The 20,411-nt window shown below is 47.9% G+C and carries 13 protein-coding genes; 6 read left to right on the forward strand and 7 right to left on the reverse strand.

The genetic code is table 11. The annotated features are described in order from the left end of the window. The first annotated feature begins 14 nt into the window (after positions 1-14). Positions 15-1,610 carry a hybrid sensor histidine kinase/response regulator transcription factor gene (locus tag JXR92_RS03685; RefSeq protein ID WP_226791262.1) on the forward strand — a complete coding sequence of 532 codons (1,596 nt, stop codon included), beginning with the start codon at positions 15-17 and terminating at the stop codon, positions 1,608-1,610. A gap of 5 nt (positions 1,611-1,615) precedes the next feature. Here JXR92_RS03685 and JXR92_RS03690 read toward each other — a convergent pair whose 3' ends face one another. Genes JXR92_RS03690 through JXR92_RS03700 form a run of 3 tightly spaced genes read right to left on the reverse strand, consistent with a single transcriptional unit; the run spans position 1,616 to position 6,541 of the window. Beyond that, positions 1,616-3,346 carry a glycoside hydrolase family 9 protein gene (locus tag JXR92_RS03690; RefSeq protein ID WP_117965007.1) on the reverse strand — a complete coding sequence of 577 codons (1,731 nt, stop codon included), beginning with the start codon at positions 3,344-3,346 and terminating at the stop codon, positions 1,616-1,618. Between the two features lie 43 nt (positions 3,347-3,389). After that, a complete protein-coding gene (locus JXR92_RS03695) occupies positions 3,390-5,264 on the reverse strand; it encodes a glycoside hydrolase (protein ID WP_226791264.1) in 1,875 nt (624 codons plus the stop codon). A gap of 23 nt (positions 5,265-5,287) precedes the next feature. Then, positions 5,288-6,541 carry an AGE family epimerase/isomerase gene (locus JXR92_RS03700; RefSeq protein WP_138346119.1) on the reverse strand — a complete coding sequence of 418 codons (1,254 nt, stop codon included), beginning with the start codon at positions 6,539-6,541 and terminating at the stop codon, positions 5,288-5,290. Positions 6,542-6,846: 305 nt separating this feature from the next. Here JXR92_RS03700 and JXR92_RS03705 point away from each other — a divergent pair, with 305 nt between their 5' ends. Then, the gene (locus JXR92_RS03705; RefSeq protein ID WP_138346121.1) at positions 6,847-9,381 is read left to right on the forward strand and encodes a glycoside hydrolase family 9 protein; all 2,535 of its coding nucleotides are present in this window, start codon (positions 6,847-6,849) and stop codon (positions 9,379-9,381) included. 145 nt (positions 9,382-9,526) lie between these two features. Here JXR92_RS03705 and JXR92_RS03710 read toward each other — a convergent pair whose 3' ends face one another. Further along, complete coding sequence (locus JXR92_RS03710; RefSeq protein WP_138346123.1) at positions 9,527-10,948, reverse strand: sialate O-acetylesterase; 1,422 nt, start codon at positions 10,946-10,948, stop codon at positions 9,527-9,529. Positions 10,949-11,074: 126 nt separating this feature from the next. Continuing rightward, positions 11,075-11,395 (reverse strand): DMT family transporter, encoded by a 321-nt coding sequence (locus JXR92_RS03715; protein ID WP_117601093.1) that lies wholly within the window; start codon positions 11,393-11,395, stop codon positions 11,075-11,077. A gap of 146 nt (positions 11,396-11,541) precedes the next feature. Here JXR92_RS03715 and JXR92_RS03720 point away from each other — a divergent pair, with 146 nt between their 5' ends. Further along, a complete protein-coding gene (locus JXR92_RS03720; protein ID WP_138346125.1) occupies positions 11,542-12,117 on the forward strand; it encodes a Crp/Fnr family transcriptional regulator in 576 nt (191 codons plus the stop codon). 371 nt (positions 12,118-12,488) lie between these two features. Here the strand turns inward: JXR92_RS03720 and JXR92_RS03725 are convergent, their stop codons facing one another. Further along, positions 12,489-13,709, reverse strand: a complete 1,221-nt coding sequence (locus JXR92_RS03725) for an IS256 family transposase (protein WP_373152592.1) — start codon at positions 13,707-13,709, stop codon at positions 12,489-12,491. An 89-nt stretch (positions 13,710-13,798) separates the two neighbouring features. On the opposite strand from JXR92_RS03725, the gene JXR92_RS03730 reads away from it, so the two are divergent. Next, positions 13,799-14,212, forward strand: coding sequence for a DUF1349 domain-containing protein (locus JXR92_RS03730; protein WP_226791266.1), 414 nt, complete (start codon positions 13,799-13,801; stop codon positions 14,210-14,212). A 303-nt stretch (positions 14,213-14,515) separates the two neighbouring features. On the opposite strand, the gene JXR92_RS03735 is transcribed toward JXR92_RS03730, so the two are convergent. Then, positions 14,516-15,793: an ATP-binding protein gene (locus JXR92_RS03735; protein ID WP_138346131.1), complete on the reverse strand. Its 1,278-nt coding sequence runs from the start codon at positions 15,791-15,793 to the stop codon at positions 14,516-14,518. 419 nt (positions 15,794-16,212) lie between these two features. Between JXR92_RS03735 and JXR92_RS03740 the strand changes: the two genes are divergently transcribed. Then, on the forward strand, positions 16,213-19,557 hold the full coding sequence (locus JXR92_RS03740; protein WP_138346133.1) for a DUF2723 domain-containing protein: 3,345 nt from the start codon (positions 16,213-16,215) through the stop codon (positions 19,555-19,557). Positions 19,558-19,697: 140 nt separating this feature from the next. Beyond that, entirely contained in the window at positions 19,698-20,354 is a 657-nt protein-coding gene (locus tag JXR92_RS03745) for a polysaccharide deacetylase family protein (protein ID WP_005831030.1), read from the forward strand. Positions 20,355-20,411: the final 57 nt, after the last annotated feature.

Consider the following 20,411-nt stretch of genomic DNA (forward strand, 5'->3'; position numbering starts at 1 on the left):
ATACCGGTATCATTTTGTGTATCCTTCTGTCCATTATCCGCAATCTGCGCTTACGCCAAAAGCAGAAACAAATCATGCAGGCCATCGAGGTGGAAAATGAAAGGCAGCAGAAAATCAACAATATGAAACTGCAGTTCTTTGCCAACATAAGCCACGAACTGCGGACTCCCTTGTCACTTATCATCAATCCGCTTGAAGAGTTTTTCGTAGACCATCCCGAATATCGTAAAGGCATTCTGGATATAGTCAAACAAAATGCCGACTATCTGCTGGAATTGATTAACCAACTGCTGGATTTCAGAAAGCTGGATGCCAAGGCTGAAACCCTGAAATGCAAACATGACAACATCCTTATCATTCTGAGTGAAATATTCCACTCTTTCGATCCGATAGCACAGAAACGGAACATCAGCTATAGCCTTACCGCTCCACAACATTCTGTATTCATGGATTTTGACTATGGCAAGATACGCAAGATATGCACAAATATCCTGTCAAATGCATTCAAGTTCACTCCCAATAAAGGAAGCATCTCACTGGATATTGCCGTAAGAGGCACAAATCTTGAGCTGACCTTTACCGACACCGGTTGCGGCATAGAAGATAAATCCAAGGAGAAAATATTCCAAAGATTCTATCAGTCGAGCAAAAACCAGTCGAGCAACGGAGGCAGCGGCATTGGACTGCACATTGTTTCCGAATACGTAAAGATGCATCAGGGTACTGTCTGTGTCAGGGATAACCAGCCTTGTGGTTCTGTATTCCTGATTACCCTACCCCTGCACCAGAACAGTAATGAAACCAAAAACGGAGAACCGGTCGAAGAACCGGAAATAAAGGAAGAATCCCATCCATTCACCATACTACTCGTAGATGACAACTACGACTTCTTGAAATTTCTCTCTGAAAGTCTTGCCAGGCAGTATCATGTATTAAAAGCCACAAACGGAAAACATGCACTAAATGTACTGGAAAAGGAAGATATTGATTTAGTGGTCAGTGACATCATGATGCCCGAGATGGATGGTCTGGAACTATGTTCAACCATCAAGAATGACATACGCTACTCCCATATCCCCATTATCCTCCTGACAGCTAAGACAAGTGAAGAACACCAATTGGAAGGGCTTAGCGTTGGTGCAGACGACTATATCACCAAGCCTTTCAATATGGAAGTCCTCAAGCTGCGCATCAACAAGATTATCGAGATGAACGTCAAACGTCAGGAAATATTCAATCAGGACATTAAAATCGAGCCAAGCCGTATCACCATCACTCCCCTTGACCGGCAGCTGGTGGAAAAAGCCATCCAGATTGTAGAGGACAATATCAGCGAAACCGAGTTTTCCGTCGAGGAGCTGGCCAGCAGCCTGAATATATCACGCAGCTATTTCTACAAGAAAATGATTAAGATAACGGGAAAGAAACCCATCGAATTCATCAGGACCATCCGTATGAAACGTGCACAACAACTCTTGACAGAAAGCCAGATGCAAGTTTCGGAAATTGCATATACCTTGGGGTATAACTCCCCCAAGGTATTCTCCAAACATTTTAAAGAAGAGTTCAACATCAGCCCATCCGAATTTATAAGGCAGCAGGCTGAATAGCAACATTATTTTGACATCAAAGCATCCAACGAAGACACCAACGCCACCAAAGCGGCACTCCAATTAATGGCTATCTCATTGGAAGCATACGAACCCTCCACATCTGCATAAGACTCATCCGGCAGGTTGGAAGCATAAGCAATGCCATCCTGCTGCCCAGGATTGGGACCGCCAACCAGGAAACCGGGAAGAGGTGCCTCTATATCATCCGATGTAGAAAGACGATGGTGCGGATACAGAGGACTCTTCATCCCGAAACCGGTAACATAACAATATCCCGTAGCATTCTTTCCTAAAATGTAGTCCATATTGCGGTAGGCGTTCGTCAGGTACGACTTCTCGCCCGTAAGCAAATAGGCGCAAACCAGTGAAGTGGCTTGGTTAGCACACCCTTCGGCAAGGCATCCCCAGAAGAAATCTTTGGCATCGTTGCCGTAAGGAGCATGGAAAGGAGAGCGGTCAGCACCCCGCACAGCCTCGACAGCATAGTCCAGTAACAGGTCTTTCATGGCATTTGCCAATTCCACGTCTTCACCCTGATATTCCCTGCCCGGTTGCAGCCAGGCAAACACGCCCAACGCAGTGGTATTGCCCCAAGAAGGAGTCTTATATGCAGTCGGCAGATGCTTCTTCACTTGTTCCCGGTAAACGGGCTTTCCCGTAGCAAGATAGAGCTCGGAAGCCGCCCAGAAGAATTCGTCATCGGCACTACGATCACCGTAAGCTCCCGTAACCACGGCAGGTTGATATTGCTTGTTGAGGAGGTCCTGATGATAGAGCGCTTGCGGATGCGCTTCTGCCCAGGCGTAAGCACGTTCGGCAGCCTGTAAAGCCACTGTCGAAAAGCCCGGATAATCCTCTTCGTAAGGAGTAAACAAGGCAGAAGCCTGCGCCAAAGCCGCAGCATAGTCCAATGCCGCCGTTACTGATTTCTGAACCACATAACGAGGCTGCTTACACTCCGTAGGCTTGATGAATCCCTCGAACGAAGGGGTAGTCAGCTTGTGGTAGACTCCTCCGTCGGCAGGGTCTTGCATAGTCAGCATCCATCTCAGGTTATAGTACATCTCGTCCAGCAAATCGGGCGTGTGGTTTCCGCTTTCCGGGATGTTCACCTGTTGACGGATAAAATAATCAGGAAAGCGGGCATAAATCGCCTGCATCAGTCCAATGGAATAGGCGGAGTTCACAATATACTTGTTATAGTCTCCGGCATCATACCATCCTCCCGGAGAAGAAATCACCGTTCCCGCCTTACGTTCCGGCCCGGCAGCATTGGGATGTATCAGTACCTTGTCATCGGGATGGCCTGCCGGACGGCTCCACCGACCCGCATAAGTCGCTTCGATGGGCATGCCCGTACGTTGGTAATAGAAAGATTTCAAAGCTGCATCGGCCAAAGGGGACAGTACTCTTTCTTTTATTTCGAATGCCACTGAATCTCCGTTAACCATCAGAAAATAGTTTCCCGGTGCCGTGATGTCACTGAAATCCAATATCGTCCTGCTCTTATCCGACCAAGCAGATGAAGCAATATATCCGGGCTTACCGGAAAATACCCGATTACCCGTGGCTGCATCTACTATGGTAAATTCACGGACCTCACCGGTATTCACCACAGCTACTTTTTCCTGCTGGGGATAGTACCCTAACTGATTCAAACGTATAGTTTCTGAAGGATGCCCTAAAGTGGCCATCCCTCCCAGAACTGTAAACAGACATGTAGTTATATTCATATCACTATTCTTTAGTAATCATTTATATTATTCTATTTCAAAACTATTTATCAGACAATAAGGTAATGAAACTGATGGCCGGCAAGTGTACCCGTACCTGCCCATTCTCCACTTTCACTGCAGTTTCCTTCATGCAGTCTTTTGTATTGGTCACATAGACTTTCAGTTCCTTCACTTCTGCAGGGATACCGGAGATGACCGCCTCGCAATCCGCCCCATTATTGACCATATGGACGGCATATTCCCCACGCACCATATTTCCGAAAGCCGCACAGTTTACGTTTTTCTTGCTGCTACTGACCGGAATGGCCAAGGCATCGGCCGGAGTGGAGGCCAGTTGCTTGATATTCCAGAAACGTTGCGTAGGACGCAAAGGACCTTTGGAACCATAAATGCCGTCTCCCCACAACAACGAATAGTCTGAAGTAAGCTGCCACTGCAAGATGGACAATGGCTGGCAAATGGCACAAATACGCGTATACAGATTGATTTCATAAAGTGCAAACGTCGACTCATTGAATATCTCGGCATAACCATGAGCAGCGGCATCCGTACTACCCTCACCAACCAAGAGTGGTACATTGATCGCTTTGGCAGCATCCGCCCACTTCTTTAACGTAACATCATCACAACCACGCCATGAATGGAAAGAAACTGCACCAATATACTTATGAGTCTCAAGATTGTTCAAAGCAGGAAGGATGAAATCGAAAGTCGTGGCATCCGAATTGTCGCCAAGCAGCATGCGGGTAGGAAGATTCAACCCTGCCAGATAAGCACCGAACTCCTTAATGAAATCTGCATGTTCCTGCGGAGTGTGGAGGACATCAATACCCAAATCCGATTCATTGAACGAGAACATGGAGAACTCAATACCATAATACTGTTTGGCATACAACAGATAATCTGCCATGGATTTATAAATCTTCTCCTTTTTCCGGTTATCCAGACGATAAGCAATGACACCGCCTTGACGAGCATAACTTGCAGGACCTCCGTCAATGGCCCACGCAGGTGGAAACCAGCAGCTTAGTATTACCGGCATTCCCATCGCCTTCAAGCGCTTTGCCATGAGGAGACTTTCCTCCACCCGCTTGTTCAGTCCCCCATTCTGTGCGGTGGCAATAGGGTCGGCTTCCTCTTCCGGTTGCCACAATCTCCACGGAAATTCCACACGTCCATAGGCTACACGCAAATTTTCCAGACAGTAATCTATCACTTTAGGGTCGGCAGCAGGATTCTGCAGGCGGAAATTCCCTCCAAAGCCTGTAAACAGACTGCCCGGATTCTGCATATCCAATATAATTTCCGCGTCACTATGATCTATCACTCCGGAAGCATGCAGTGCCATGGACAATGCAGTTCTCTCAGCCTTTTTCAGAGTCGGCATCAGCGAGATATAAACTACGGTACCGGTGGATTCTTTTTCAACCGTGGCCTTTACAGACTTATTGAACTTGAATTCCAACTTCCTATTAGCCGAAGTAACGGTCAGCTTCCTGCCACTTGTCCTTACTTTGGCATCAGCGTAGTTTTCCGGACTTAAAGCAATACAGTAATAGGCTGTCTGGTTCAAAGTAGTGTCCGACAGCGCATCAATAGAAATCTCCACCAAGCCTTTTCCCTTATCAGTCACTTTCTGATGGAACTTTACACCTCGCAGAGTAGTCGTCACTTCCTGCATATCCCCCTCACGATGGAAAACGGGACGGACCTGCTTCTCCTTTCCGGTAATCTCCATATCCCCTTTCAAGGTTCCGACACGCAGGGACGACTCAAAGTCTATCAATTCACCGTCTACACGGACACCCGTGATATTGCTCCATGCCATCACTTCCGTCTGGGCAGAAAGCGGCAGAGACAATATGCCACACAGCAATGCAGCCATTCCCAACTGGAAAATTCGTAAATTCTTCATTATATCAAATATATAAAAGGTTGTCATTTCAGTCTTGTATCAATCTCAAACCCCATACGGCTGTTATGATAAGGACAATTCCACATACTTGCTTTAGGTTCCTTGTAGCGGGGAGTCCCATCTTCCAGCACAGTTCTGAACCATTCGCCATACTCCTTGTCTATCATCCGTGATTTGATGAAGTTCCAGGTACGGACGGCACTGTCCAGATAAGATTGTTCACCGGTCAGCTGCCAGGCATTGATGCATCCTACCACAGTTTCCGCCTGGCACCACCAGGAAGCATCCTTCCTGATTTTGTCCTTATGCCGTTCGTACATCATGGCACCCATCGGGTTGATGCCCTCTTTCAAGGAGGCGTCTGCAAGTTCCAAAGCCACTTCCCTGCATTTCCCGATGACCTCCGGGTCACCCAGAGCTTCTGCAGCTTCCGTCAGCAGCCAGGAAGTTTCGATGTCATGCCCGTAAGAGTCAATGTCATCCAGATTGTTCCAGTTCGAATCACAGTATAATATCAGGTGATGTGTTTGTGAGTTATACAGTTTGGTTGTTATCAAGTTTATCACTTTTGCAAGGCGCTCGCGAAGGCCGTCATCTTTCCATACTTTATATAACGCTGTGTATGCCTCCAATACATGGATATGGGTATTCATTGTTTTGGTGGCAACACCATCTCCATCATATCCCAGCTTTTTGGGAACTTCCCATTCGCGGGTGAAAGATTCTATATAACCATCGTTTACGGGGTCTTTGATTCTGCTCTCCACGGTCCGGTAAAGCTCTATGGCTTTTTGCAGGCTTTCATTGTTGCCTGTTGCTCTGAAATGTTCGGACAAACCGTAGATGGCATAAGAGCAGCCGTAAGTCTGCTTGTCCGTATCCAGTGGAGTACCGTCTGCTTTTATCAGCCAATATACGCCTCCATACTGCGGGTCGATGAAGTGGTCTATGAAATAGCGTTGCGCCCTGTCAGCCAGTTTGCGGTAGGCAGCATCGCCATACATCCGATAAGCGGTTGAAAAAGTCCAGAGGATGCGGGCATTCAGTACGCCTCCTTTGGGAGCATCCGCTATCGGGGCACCGTCACGTCCCAATGAACCGTAAAAACCTCCGGAAGGGTCTACACTGTATTTTTCCCAAAAAGAGAGGATATTCTCTTTCAAGTCTGAGGTTATCTCATCTTTTAAAATCTTATCCGCGTGTGATTGCGCTTTTAGGAAAGGTGCAATCAGCAGCCCTACTACAATCAGCAGAAAAACGGGAAATAGGTGTCTCATAATGTAGCGATTTAAGAAATTGGCCATAGTTACACTGCAAATTTACAAAAAAACAAGTTGTCATTACTCATTGCCATCCTTTTTCAAGGGATACAATTGGTTCCGATAAAGGTCATTTTTGGGTACTGAATCCTTGTTTTGTCAAACACCAGTGTTCGTCAAGTGCTACAATATCTGCCCCAGAAACATAGGCAAACACCGGAAAAAGATACATTTTATAACGTTATTGGCTACAAACAAAAACCATCCGTTTCCTTTTTAGTCCGTATATTAGTGGAGAATTCTGTAACTCAAAAATAGATACTATGAGAAAGAGACATTTTCTATTCGCATCCGCCCTGGCACTGCTCTGCAGTAGCGGTGCACTGCATGCACAAGATTTCAAGCTGACATCTTCCGGTTATTTCAAGAACCAGGGAGTAGACGTCATGGCTTTTGATGACATCTATCCCGAGGGACACCAAGGAGGAGTATGTATCATCATGAATGGACACCGCGTAGCAACGAATGGAGACATCCGACTGGAAGCCACCCCCGGACAATGGCAGCCCGTACCGAAACAACTCGACCGGAAGCTCAGCGACAACAGCATCACCGCTACGCTCTGCTATCCCGACTCCTCACGCCACCTCACCGGATTCAACCCGATGATTTACCCGGATCTCCACCTTATATATACGGTACAAGTGGAAAGCAAAGGTAAACACATAGAGGTGACCGTAGACCTGGACCGCCCCATTCCCCAGGAATTCATCGGAAAAGTGGGCTTCAACCTTGAATTCTTCCCGGGTTCCCTCTTCGGCAAGCCCTGGATTATGGACGGTCAGAGCGGCATCTTCCCGCAACAACCCAACTCCCCCCTAATGACAACCCAACCCAACTATCTGCATACGGGAAATTATCATGACGGCAAGCAATCGCTGGCAGACATGGACAAACTGATAGGAAAAGGTTACAGCCCGATTGTGGCCGACGACATCATCAGCGAACCTTATGCCAAAGGCCGTAAGTTTACCTCCCGCCCCGACGACCCTTACAACAAAGTAACCATCGAATCATTGAGTGGTGACCTACAACTGTTTGACGGGCGTATGAACCACAATAACGGCTGGTTCGTACTGCGCAGCAACATAAAACCGGGTGTCACCAAAGGGGTCGTCAAATGGATTATCACTCCGAACGTAGTGGCCGACTGGATGTATCAGCCGGTTATCCAGACTTCACAGATAGGTTATCATCCCGCCCAGGACAAGGAAGCCGTCATCGAAATGGATATACGTGACAATAGAAAGGAAACGGCACAAATCATCCGCATTGACGCAGACGGCGAGAAAGTGGTCAAGAACGTCACTCCTGCCAATTGGGGCAAGTTCCTAAGATACAACTATCTGAAGGTGGACTTCACGGATGTGAAGGAACCGGGACTCTACAAGATTAAATACGATACCTCCGTATCTCCTATCTTCCGCATCGACAATGACGTATATGCCCGTGGCGTATGGCAACCCGTACTGGAATACTTCCTTCCCGTACAGATGTGCCACATGCGCGTCAACGAGAAATACCGCGTATGGCACGACTGCTGCCACATGGACGATGCCCGGATGGCACCGGCACACAATCATATCGACGGCTACGACCAGAAAGAGGGCCTGTCCAAATTCAAACCGGGTGAAGTGGTTCCCGGAGTGAACATAGGCGGCTGGCACGATGCCGGAGACTTTGACCTCCGCATCGAATCCCAAGCCGGAGAATCCTATATCCTGGCACTGGCCTACGAAGCTTTCCGCCCGAATCTCGACGTGACTTCCATCGACCAGATAAACCGTGTGACGGAAATCCACCAGCCCGACGGTAAGAATGACCTGCTGCAACAAGTAGAGAACGGCGCCCTTACGGTAGTCAACGGCTACCTGGCACTGGGACGTCTCTACCGGGGAATCATCTGCAACGACCTTCGCCAATACGTACTTCTGGGTGATGCCGCCGCCATGACGGACGGAAAAATCGGTAATGAAGACGACCGTTGGATATTTACAGAGGACAACCCCGGACGAGAACTGTCGACAGCCGCCCAACTTGCTGCCGTATCACGCGTATTGAAAGGCTTCAATGATACATTGAGTGTACATTGTCTCGACATTGCCCGCAAAGTATATGCTTCTACCGAAAGCGGCAACAACAGAGCCTTGTTCCCCAAAGTGCAGGCAGCCGTAGAGTTGTACCTCACCACGGGCGAACAACCCTATATGGACTTCATCCTGGACAACCAGGAGCTCATCATCAAGCAGATAGGCCGAATCGGCTGGTACACGGCACGCGTAGAACAACAGTTTGCACAGATGAAGAACAAGAAAGCCAAAGCCTTCTCTACCGCTTTCCGCAAAGCTCTGGCCGGATACAAACAAGAACTGGACAAGCAAGTGCATGAAACTCCTTATGGCGTTCCCTACCGTCCGAATATCTGGGGTGCAGGCTGGGATATACAGCGTTTCGGCTTCCAGCACTACTTCCTGACAACCGCCTATCCGGAAATATTCCCGAAAGCACCGGTATTCAATGCCCTCAACTTCATTCTCGGATGCCACCCGGGCTCCAACCAGGCTTCCTTCGCCTCGGGTGTTGGCGCACAATCAGCCACTGTAGGCTACGGACTGAACCGCGCAGACTGGTCGTACATTCCCGGTGGAGTCATTTCCGGTACAGCGCTTATCCGTCCCGACTTCCCGGAACTCCTGACGTTCCCGTTCCTCTGGCAACAGACTGAGTATGTGTTGGGAGGAGGTTCGTCCCACTATATGTTCCTGGTACTTGCAGCAGAACAGTTGCTGAAACAATAAGAAAGACAGAGGGGGGAACAAAACCCTCTGGATATTTTCTTTTAGGCGCGGATTACACGGATTTAGTTTACTGCATCCATGGATTCCGCGTAACCCGCGCCTAATATTATAGTATAATGAAAGTGTTTATCTACTTTCCGTTCTTTCACCAATTATCCGTACGGAACGGAATGGTAGGCAATTCATTTCCGCCAATCATCGTACCAATCTGGAAATCATGGAAACAGTAGCGCACGCTGACGGGATGGGATACCTTTTCTGAAGAGATTACCACTTCATTCGTCTGCCAGTGCAGCCATACTTTATCGGCAGGATGAAATACACGGTCCTCGCCTGCCACTTCGAAGCCACGAAGGTCATAGTTACGGCAGATACCCATTTCCAGGTGGTCGAAAGAAACCCAGGCTTCATTGCCTTTAGCAGTCCATGACTTATATTGTGGGCCGAAACAGTGTATCTGCTTCAATCCATAGGTGAGGTTCAATGCCAGATAACTCAAACGTTGGCCCACCTTCCTCTTGTTGCGGGGATGGATGTTGTATATCTCGTAAGGTTCCACAAGGTCGTTGGTAGAAATCATGGCACTGTTCGGAATCTGGCTTTGGACACGAAATTGCGCTTCGCGCAGGTAGGCAGCTTTCTCTTGCTGAGTGCCTCCATAGGCATAAGGAGCTATTTCTGCAAAGTAAAAAGGCAATTCGCCCAGTCCCCATTCCTTGCGCCACAGCTGCACCATGTCGGCCAGGCGCTCGGCATATGTTTCATGGCGGCCTACGTTAGACTCGCCTTGATACCAGATGAATCCCTTTATGGTATAGTTCTGAAGCGGCTTCAGCATGGCATTGTACATCAGCATGGGGCGGTGCATGGGGTGCAGGCGTTCGATGGAATCGGGGTTGAGGGAAATGTCCGGATAGTTTTCCAGCAACTCCCGGCTTATCCAACCTTCCACAGTGGCTCCACCGTAGGCACTGCTGATGATACCCACGGGAATACGGAGGGCACGGCTCAGTGAAGTTGCGAAATAGTAAGCTGTTGCACTGAAATCGGGTGCGGTCTCGATGGAGGAGAGGTTCCAACTACCTTCGCAGTCTGTTTGCGGTTCATACGTTTGATGCTTGGGAACGGTGAACATGCGCACACCCTTATTTTCGGCAGAAGCTATGATATCATCCACCCCATTCATGATGCAACAGCCGGCAAAACCTTTCAAGGGCATTTCCATATTACTCTGACCGGAAGCAAGCCATACTTCACCGATTAGGACATTCGTCAACGTAGTTTTTTCTCCATCATCAAAGGTTATCTCATAAGGCGTGTATCCTGCTGCCGGAGTTTTCACGGCAAGCAGCCAACGTCCGTCCTTATCGGCACGGCAAGTCGTTGTCTGTCCATTCCACGAAGGCGTGACGCGTACTTCGGCTTTCGGTGCAGCCGTTCCCCACAGTTTTACTTCCGTCTGTTGCTGAAGAACCATATTGTCACTTACCAGTGCAGGCAGTTTTACCTTGGCGCCCAATGAAGCGGTGCAGCATAATAGAATCAATGCAAGAGTTTTACTTTTCATGGCATATTTATGTTTACTACTTATTCAGAATTCAATAACGTGAGCAAAAATAGGGCTTTTTTGCTCACGTTCATCCTTTTTCAAGTCAAAAGTTTACATCGCATTGTTCCGCAGCAATCGTAGGAATCAAGTCATCTTTAAACCTACAATAGAAGCTATCAACGTAGTAATAAAGAACAAACGGATGAAGGAAACCGACTCATCAAAGAATACAATCCCCAATATTACCGTACTTACCGCACCTATCCCCGTCCACACGGGATAGGCCGTCCCGATAGGTAACGTATGCACCGCCTTGGCAAGCAGCAACATACTGATGGCCAGACAGACAAGAAAACCTGCACCCCAAAGATAATATTCCGTACCCGTAACGCCTTTCATCTTTCCCAGACAAAAGGCAAAGCCTGACTCAAACAGTCCGGCTACAACCAAAATAATCCAGTTCATACTCAATTCTTCTGTTTCATTATACATTTAAAGAGGGAGCAAAGATAACCTTTCCCGTACTCCTGCCACTTTACATTTGATAAGAAGCACCGGATAAGGTCGAAAATCGTATTTTTGCCACACTAAGAACCAATACTTGCTTGATAATGAACAAATACGATATTATCCATACCATATATCCAATGCCAAAGGCATCTGTCGACAAGCTGGTGGAGAACATTGCGGAAGTAGCTTACCCCAAAGGTTCCCTCATACTGGAAGCCGGAAAGACGGAGAGAAACATTTTCTTCGTCGGGAAAGGTATTGTCCGCGCCTACGTGGAAGCAAAAGGCAAAGAAATCACCTTCTGGATTGGTGCCGAGGGAGCCACAGTCGTTTCACTGAAAAGCTACATCGGCAACGCACCCGGTTATGAAACCGTGGAATGCATGGAGGACGTCATTCTTTACGTCTTGAAACAGAGTGTCCTGGCAAGATTGTTCCAAGAAGACATCCACATCGCCAATTGGGAACGCAAGTTTGCAGAGACAGAATTCCTGCAGACTGAAGAGAAATTCATCCCCTTGCTGTTTACTTCCGCAGCCGAACGGTACGAAGTACTGCTGAAGAATAACCCGGAACTGCTGCAAAGAATCCCGCTGGAATGCCTTGCTACGTATCTGGGGATTACTCCGGTGAGTTTGAGCAGAATTAGGGCGGGGATTGGAAAACGACAAGGCTGAATAGAAATAAAAGAAAAGAAATTATACATGAATGTATAATCTGTATATTTGTCATTAAATCAAGAACAAGCAGCCCATAAAATCACCTTTTCAATACGGCACATTGGTCGATAAAGGGGAGCAGTACATATTCTCCAACCCGGTATTTGAGTTGTGGTTCAAGAGGGAGTATTACTGAAAGACTCTAAATTCACTAACTTTGCAACATAAACAAAAAACAATTACACAATGAATAAACATTCATACTTTGGATTGCTTATGAGCATCTTAATGACCGGTTGCGCCGAGAGTAAACCGGATGCGGCAGTAGAGAAAGGGTACTGTCCAAAATTTTGTGTAAATGGAAACAGGATTCAGTTGTAAGTTTGTTCTTATATCTGGATTCTGTTTTCAAATATAAGCATAAACTGGTTCATAATCAATCCCCAGTTTGAAATAGGCATTGTCCATTTCTTTTCAATCTCCATAAGTGAAAGATACACGGTCTTTTTTACGGCATCGTCCGACGGGAATGAAAGCTTTGATTTGGTGTACTTTCTGATTTTTCCGTTCAGATTCTCAATAAGATTTGTGGTATAGATTATTTTCCTGATTTCCAATGGGAACTGGAAGAAAACAGTCAGATCATCCCAGTTGTTTCTCCATGAAAGTATGGCGTATGGATACTTTCCTCCCCATTTCTTTTCCAGATTGTCAAGTTCTGCGGCAGCAACTTCCTTATTAGGTGCATTGTAGATATTCTTCATATCCGCCGTAAACTCTTTCTTATCCTTATAAACGACATATTTACAGGAGTTCCTGATCTGATGTTCCACACAGATCTGAGTGGATGACTGGGGGAATACGGTACGGATGGTATCTGTAAATCCATTCAGATTGTCAGTACAGGTAATCAGTATATCCTGCACTCCACGAGCCTTCAAGTCGGTCAGGACACCCATCCAGAAAGAGGAACTTTCCGATTTGCCGACCCACATGCCAAGGACTTCCTTCAGGCCGTTCTGTTTCAGACCGACACAAAGATAGACGGTCTTGTTTATAATCTTGCCGTTATCCCGTACCTTGAAGACGATACCATCCATCCAGACTATCAGATAGACCGGATCCAGAGGACGGTTCTGCCATTCCTGCGCAGCCTGGCTTACCTTGTTTGTAATAATGGAAATGGCTGATGTAGAGAGCTCTATTTCATAAATCTCACGCATCTCCTCCTCTATATCGGAAACACTCATTCCTTTGGCATACAGGGAGATAACAAGCTTCTCTATAGAAAGTCCCCGGCTTTCATGCTTGGGGACTGCTATCGGTTCAAACTGCCCGTTGCGGTCACGCGGAATGGAGATGACAGACTCTCCATGTCCGGTCTGAATTTTCTTCGGATAACTGCCATTCCGGGAGTTGCCGGTGTTGTTCCCTGCCACGGAATTCTTCTCATACCCCAAATGGGCATCCATCTCACCTTCAAGCATCTTTTCCAATACCTGCGCATGCAACTGATTCAGAAACCTGCTCACATCCGCTTCTGTCTTGAACTGGCTAAGGAACTCCTTGCTTAATACCTCATCAGGCACTACTTGATTCTTTTCTTTCATAATCTTTTTCATTTGGTAAATGTATAAAATAAAAAATACGGAACTCGATTTTGAATCCCGTATTTTCCATTTACACAAAATATTTTATAGTGCCAGAGAAAGAAACACTTTCATCCTGCAACGTCAAACTCAGTAACATACAATTTACCCAAGCCAAGAACGGGGCGGAGAACAATGTCACCGTATTCAACGACACACTGAAGTTTGTTGCCGGTCCGCAGACAGACTATTTCCGTTCGCCGGATGGAACTGCCATCAACAACTCACCTGTTATCTTTACAGAGATAGACAACACGAAGCCGTTCACCTTTACAGCCAAAGTGGAACCGCAGTTCACCCTGACGGGAACATACTCAGCCGGCGTACTTTATGTCTATGAGAACGATACCCACAACCAGAAACTATGCTTTGAGCAAGATGAAAACGGAGCACACCGCGTGGTGAGTGTCCGCACCATCGGAACTTCCGAAGTGGCAAGCTTGATAACGAATGAAGTAACGTAACGTCGATATAACTCAACACATTGTAGAATGCCCATCATTAATGTTATTCACATCAATGGTGGGTATTCTACTTTTACCATTCTGACACTTTGTATTTTCTATCGTATGAGGATCCCCCGTATTTCCATCTCTCTGTCTATACGAAAGGAAATTCGAGAACAAAAACATATAAAATACAGATTATAAGGAATATATCAAAACATTCCTCCTCCTAATAAATTGAAAATATATCTCCGAAAGCCTTGATACGCCGAGAAAGCAAAGACAAAAGCAATGCTTTTTGTCACATTTACAGAAATATCCCTATCTTTCAAGCAATCCACCCAGTTCCCACGCCCGCACATGCCGTATTCCTTCATTGGACGGCAGGCAGAAGTCATCAAGCGAGACAACCAGTTTCTCATAATTATCTTGTATCGCCTCCAACGAAGCATACTCACGGCGCACCGTCTGTTCATCTACCAGCATGTAGGTGGATTGCAGATATATCGTACGGTCACCTTTCCGAGCGATGAAGTCCACCTCTTTTTCTTTAGCACATCCGGTATAGACATCATAGCCCGCCCGAAGCAACTCCAGATAGACAAGAGTCTCCAGTTTATAACCCACATCATAGGCTGTTCCGGGATAGAGGAAATTCTTAAAGGCAAGGTCGTTGATGTAATATTTCGCCGTACCGGACAGTATTTCCTTTCCGCGCAAGTCAAAGCGTTCACAACGATACGCCAAGAACGAGTCTTCGATATAGCCTATGTAGGCAGCCACGGCATCATAGCTCGTCTTCCGGCCCTGGCTCTTGAAATAGTTCACGATGTTGCCGATGGACACTAAATTAGAGGCATTGCCTACAAGAAACGCAAAAAGGTCCTCAAGCAGTCGGGGGTCACGTATGCTGTAGCGTTGGATGATGTCCTTCAGCAAGATGGTGTCCTTCAAGGCAGACAAGTAATTGCGCTGCACCTCCTGCTTTTCGGGCAAGACAAAAAGTTCCGGGATTCCGCCCGTATTCATATAGCCCATATAGCTCTCACGGTTCTGTTCCAGATGCCTTATCTCTGTATACTCCTGATAGCTGAAGGGATATATCGGAAATTGGACGTATCGCCCGGAAAGCAGCGTGGCAAGCTCACCGGACAGCATCCGTGAGTTGGAGCCGCTGATAAAGAGCTCGTACTCCTCGGTATAGTCCTGCGAATAAGAATTGACCGACTTTTCCCATTCTTGGATGAGCTGCACTTCGTCGATGAAAATATACATCCTTTCCTGAGGGTGCAGTTCGCTTTTATAAAGCGCCACCAACTCTTCCAAATCCTTGTGAGTCTTCAAGAAAGCAAAGTCGCTCAGTTCCCGGTTGATGAACAAGGTGTTCTGCGGAGGGACACCGTTTCTTATCAGTTCCCTTGCTATCTGTCTCAACACATAACTTTTTCCGGTACGCCGCTGACCGATAAGCACCTTTACAAGACGATTACCTACGTAGTCCATGATTCTGCCGGTATAAGCTACCCGCATGAAACCAAAGTCAAAATCTCCTTCTGTCCAGAGATTGTACTTCCTAAGTATATCCATTCTTTCGTCCATAACCTAAACTTTAGTTGCAAAGATAACAATTTTCGGTTATAAACGAATATTTCTATCAACTCTTTCGTTCATAACCTAAAAAATTTGCGAAAAAGGCTAGATTTTCGGTTATAAACGAAAGATTCATTTAGACAAGCAAGGAGGATATTTCCTTTCCGCATCCCCCTTTATCGGCCGGATATTCCCTCTATAGAATCATCATTGTTGCATCTATACTTCCACCGCGCTGCATCTATACTTCCACCGTGCTGCATCTATAGATGCAGCAAATCCCTTAACCTATCCTAATAATGCTGCTTATTGTCACCTATTTAGAAGCGAAATCATTATATTTGCGCCCATATATGCCAATACGTTGACTAAGCGATGGCAAAACAGCTTGTAAAAAACAAAACTGAATAATAACGAATTTCATCCGAATGAAACAGTACAAAACCGTAAACAACCTTGTAGGCTGGATTACCTTCCTCATTGCAGCGACGGTCTACTGCATGACCATCGAACCTACTGCAAGCTTTTGGGACTGCCCGGAGTTCATCACCACCGGCTATAAGCTGGAAGTAGGACACCCGCCCGGCGCACCGTTCTTCATGCTGGTAGCCAACCTATTCTCACAATTTGCTTCCGATGCCTCCACCGTTGCCAAGATGGTGAACTACATGAGCGCGCTGATGAGCGGCGCATGTATCCTGTTCCTTTTCTGGAGCATCACGCACCTGGTACGCAAACTTGTGGTGACAGACGAAAACAATATCACACGCGGCCAGATGGTTACCATCATGGGTAGCGGTCTGGTGGGCGCACTTGCCTACACGTTCAGCGATACCTTCTGGTTCAGCGCTGTGGAAGGCGAGGTGTATGCCTTCTCCTCACTGTTCACTGCCGTCGTATTCTGGCTCATACTGAAATGGGAGGACGTTGCCAACGAGCCTCACAGTGACCGCTGGCTGATTCTTATCGCCTACCTGACGGGACTTTCCATCGGCGTGCACTTGCTGAACCTGCTCTGCCTGCCCGCCATCGTACTGGTATACTACTACAAGAAAGTACCCAACGCCAATGCCCGAGGTTCCCTGCTGGCATTGCTCGCTTCGGGCATACTGGTAGCAGCCGTACTCTACGGCATCGTGCCGGGTATCGTGAAAGTGGGCGGCTGGTTCGAACTGCTCTTCGTCAACACGCTGGGCATGTCCTTCAACACGGGTGTCATCGTATATATCATCCTGTTGGCAGCCTGCCTCATCTGGGGTATCTACGAAAGCTATACCGAACGCAACAAGGCACGTATGGCACTCTCGTTCATACTCACCATCGCCATGCTGGGTATCCCGTTCTACGGACACGGCACCAGCTCGGTGGTTATCGGTATCATCGTCATTGCCGCATTGTGGCTCTACCTCCGTCCGAAGACGCAGGCAGCCGTCAAAGAGAAATTCCGCGTATCGGCACGCACGCTGAACACCTCGCTGCTCTGCACCATGATGATTGTCATCGGATATTCCTCGTATGCACTTATCGTCATCCGCTCCACCGCCAACACGCCGATGGACCAGAACTCTCCGGAGGACATCTTCACACTGGGCGAATACCTGGGACGCGAGCAGTATGGCACACGCCCGTTGTTCTATGGCCCTGCCTTTTCCTCGCAAGTGGCGCTGGACGTGAAAGACGGTTACTGCGAACCGCGCATCAAGTACAACGGCACGAAGTTCATCCGCAAGGAGAAAGCTACGCCCGACGAAAAGGATTCGTACATCGAAATCCCCGGACGCATTGAGTACGAATACGCCCAGAACATGCTGTTCCCGCGTATGTACAGCAGTGCCCATACACAACAATACCATGCCTGGCAGGACATCAAGGGTTACGATGTGCCCTATGACAAATGCGGCAACATGATTATGGTAAACATGCCCACACAGTGGGAAAACATCAAGTTCTTCTTCTCCTACCAGCTCAACTGGATGTACTGGCGCTACTTCATGTGGAACTTCGCCGGACGCCAGAACGACATACAAGGCAGCGGAGAAATTGAACACGGCAACTGGATTACCGGTATCCCGTTCATTGACAACTGGCTGGTGGGCGACCAGAGCCTCTTGCCTCAGGAACTGAAAGACAACAAGGGACACAACGTATTCTACTGCCTGCCCCTGCTGCTGGGTATCATCGGCCTGCTATGGCAAGCCTACCGTGGGCAGAAAGGCATCCAGCAATTCTGGGTGGTCTTCTTCCTCTTCTTCATGACCGGTATTGCCATCGTGCTCTACCTGAACCAGACTCCGAGCCAACCGCGCGAACGTGACTATGCCTACGCCGGTTCGTTCTACGCCTTCGCCATCTGGATTGGTATGGGTGTGGCAGGACTCGTCCGTCTGCTTCAAGACTATGCCAAGATGAAGGAACTGCCTGCTGCCGCCATCGTTTCCGTAGCCTGCCTCTTTGTCCCCGTGCAGATGGCAAGCCAGACTTGGGACGACCACGACCGCAGCGACCGCTACATGGCACGCGACTTCGGCCAGAACTACCTGATGTCCCTACAAGAAAGCGGCAACCCGATTATCTATACCAACGGTGACAACGATACCTTCCCCCTCTGGTACAACCAGGAGACCGAAGGTTTCCGTACCGACGCCCGCACCTGCAACCTCTCGTACCTGCAGACCGATTGGTACATCGACCAGATGAAGCGCCCCGCCTACGACAGTCCTTCTCTCCCCATCACGTGGGACCGAATGGAGTACGTAGAAGGCACCAACGAATACGTCCCCATCCAGCCTGAGTACAAGAAAAGCATCGACCAGCTCTATGCCGAAGCCGAGAAGCAGGCACTGGACGGTAATCCCGAAGCACTGGTCAATGTAAAGAAAGAATTCGGTGACAACCCGTATGAGCTAAAGAATATCCTCAAGAACTGGGTGCGCAACAAGAATCAGGACTTGAAGGTGATTCCTACCGACAGCATTGTCATCAAGGTAGACAAGGAAGCCGTGCGCCGCAGCGGCATGATGATACCGGGCGACTCAATCCCCGACTACATGCACATTTCGCTGAAAGGCAAACGCGCCCTCTACAAGAGCGAGTTGATGATGCTCGAAATGCTGAGCGAGGCCAACTGGGAACGCCCCATCTATATCGCTGTCAGCGTAGGCAGGGAGAACCAGCTGAACATGGAGAACCACTTCGTTCAGGAAGGTCTTGCCTATCGTTTCACTCCGTTCGACACCAGTAAGACGGGCGTGACAATAGACTCCGAAAAGATGTACGACAACCTGATGAACAAGTTCAAGTTCGGTGGCATCGACAAGCCGGGCATCTATATCGACGAGAACGCCATGCGCATGTGTCACTCTCACCGTCGCATCTTCTCCCAACTCGTGCAGCAGCTGATGCGTGAGGGCAAGAAAGACAAGGCAAAAGCCGCCCTGGACTATGCCGAAAAGATGATTCCCGCCTACAACGTGCCTTACGACTGGCAGAACGGTGCCGTACAGATGGCGGAAGCCTACTACCAACTGGGCGAAACCGCCAAGGCGGACGAGATGATGAAAGCCCTTGCTGACAAGGCTGTAGAGTACCTGACCTGGTATCTGAGCCTGGACGACAACCGCTTCATGATTTCTACCCGTGAATTTGAATACCACTGGGCTGTACTCGATGCCGAGGTGAAGGCCATGAAGAAGTACAACTCCAAGCTCGCCGAAATCTACGAGCCGAAGGTGGAAGAACTGTATAATATGTATGTGGACAGAATGAAGGAGTGAGAATAAGGATTAGGGATTAAGGATTAAAGGATTAGGGATTAGCCTGTGCAGTTCATCACTAATCATTAATAACTAATCCTTAACCCCTAATCCTTAACCCCTAATCCCTAATCCTTAATCCCTAATTAATCATTAATCACGTGTTTATAGAACAACCTCCTGAGTTTTTTCGCAAACTATATCCCGGTGCAGTCTGGAGGATGGACCCCAATGAAAAAGCCGTTTATCTGACTTTCGACGATGGCCCTATCCCCGAAGTAACTCCCTGGGTGCTCGACCTGCTGGATAAGCACAACATCAAAGCCACCTTCTTCATGGTAGGTGACAACATACGGAAGCATCCGGACGAATTCCGGATGGTCGTTGAGCGTGGGCACCGCATCGGTAACCACACCTTCAACCATATCCGTGGATTTGAATACACGGCCAAGAATTATCTGGGAAATACCGAACAGGCGAAGATTTTCATGGAAATGGGTGGGGACATCAATTGCAATGTGGAGAAGGTTCTCTACCCTCTCTTGTTCCGCCCTCCCCACGGCCATATGTTCGCCAACCAGTATCTCACGCTGAAACGAACCTACAAGATTGTGATGTGGGACCTCGTGACCCGCGACTACAGCAAGAAGCTGCGCGGTCCGCAAGTGCTTGCCAACGTGATGCGCTACGCCCGCAACGGCTCCATCATCACCTTCCACGATTCCCTGAAATCCTGGTGCAACGGAAACCTGCAGTACGCATTGCCGCGCGCCATTGACTTCCTGAAGGAAGAGGGATATGAATTCAAAGTATTATAAACTTGAAACAGCAGAAAGTTACCAACATCTGCTGTCACAATAAATTCCACATAAAAT

The sequence above is a fragment of the Bacteroides parvus genome, assembly GCF_017309675.2.
GTDB classification, from domain to species: Bacteria; Bacteroidota; Bacteroidia; order Bacteroidales; family Bacteroidaceae; genus Bacteroides; species Bacteroides uniformis.

Coding starts and splice junctions, on each gene's coding strand:
- JXR92_RS03735 (WP_138346131.1), bottom strand. CDS start 15,793: ATGGACGAAAGAATGGATATACTTAGGAAGTACAATCTCTGGACAGAA.
- JXR92_RS03710 (WP_138346123.1), bottom strand. CDS start 10,948: ATGAAAAGTAAAACTCTTGCATTGATTCTATTATGCTGCACCGCTTCA.
- JXR92_RS03695 (WP_226791264.1), bottom strand. CDS start 5,264: ATGAAGAATTTACGAATTTTCCAGTTGGGAATGGCTGCATTGCTGTGT.
- JXR92_RS03725 (WP_373152592.1), bottom strand. CDS start 13,709: ATGAAAGAAAAGAATCAAGTAGTGCCTGATGAGGTATTAAGCAAGGAG.
- JXR92_RS03690 (WP_117965007.1), bottom strand. CDS start 3,346: ATGAATATAACTACATGTCTGTTTACAGTTCTGGGAGGGATGGCCACT.
- JXR92_RS03715 (WP_117601093.1), bottom strand. CDS start 11,395: ATGAACTGGATTATTTTGGTTGTAGCCGGACTGTTTGAGTCAGGCTTT.
- JXR92_RS03740 (WP_138346133.1), top strand. CDS start 16,213: ATGAAACAGTACAAAACCGTAAACAACCTTGTAGGCTGGATTACCTTC.
- JXR92_RS03720 (WP_138346125.1), top strand. CDS start 11,542: ATGAACAAATACGATATTATCCATACCATATATCCAATGCCAAAGGCA.
- JXR92_RS03705 (WP_138346121.1), top strand. CDS start 6,847: ATGAGAAAGAGACATTTTCTATTCGCATCCGCCCTGGCACTGCTCTGC.
- JXR92_RS03700 (WP_138346119.1), bottom strand. CDS start 6,541: ATGAGACACCTATTTCCCGTTTTTCTGCTGATTGTAGTAGGGCTGCTG.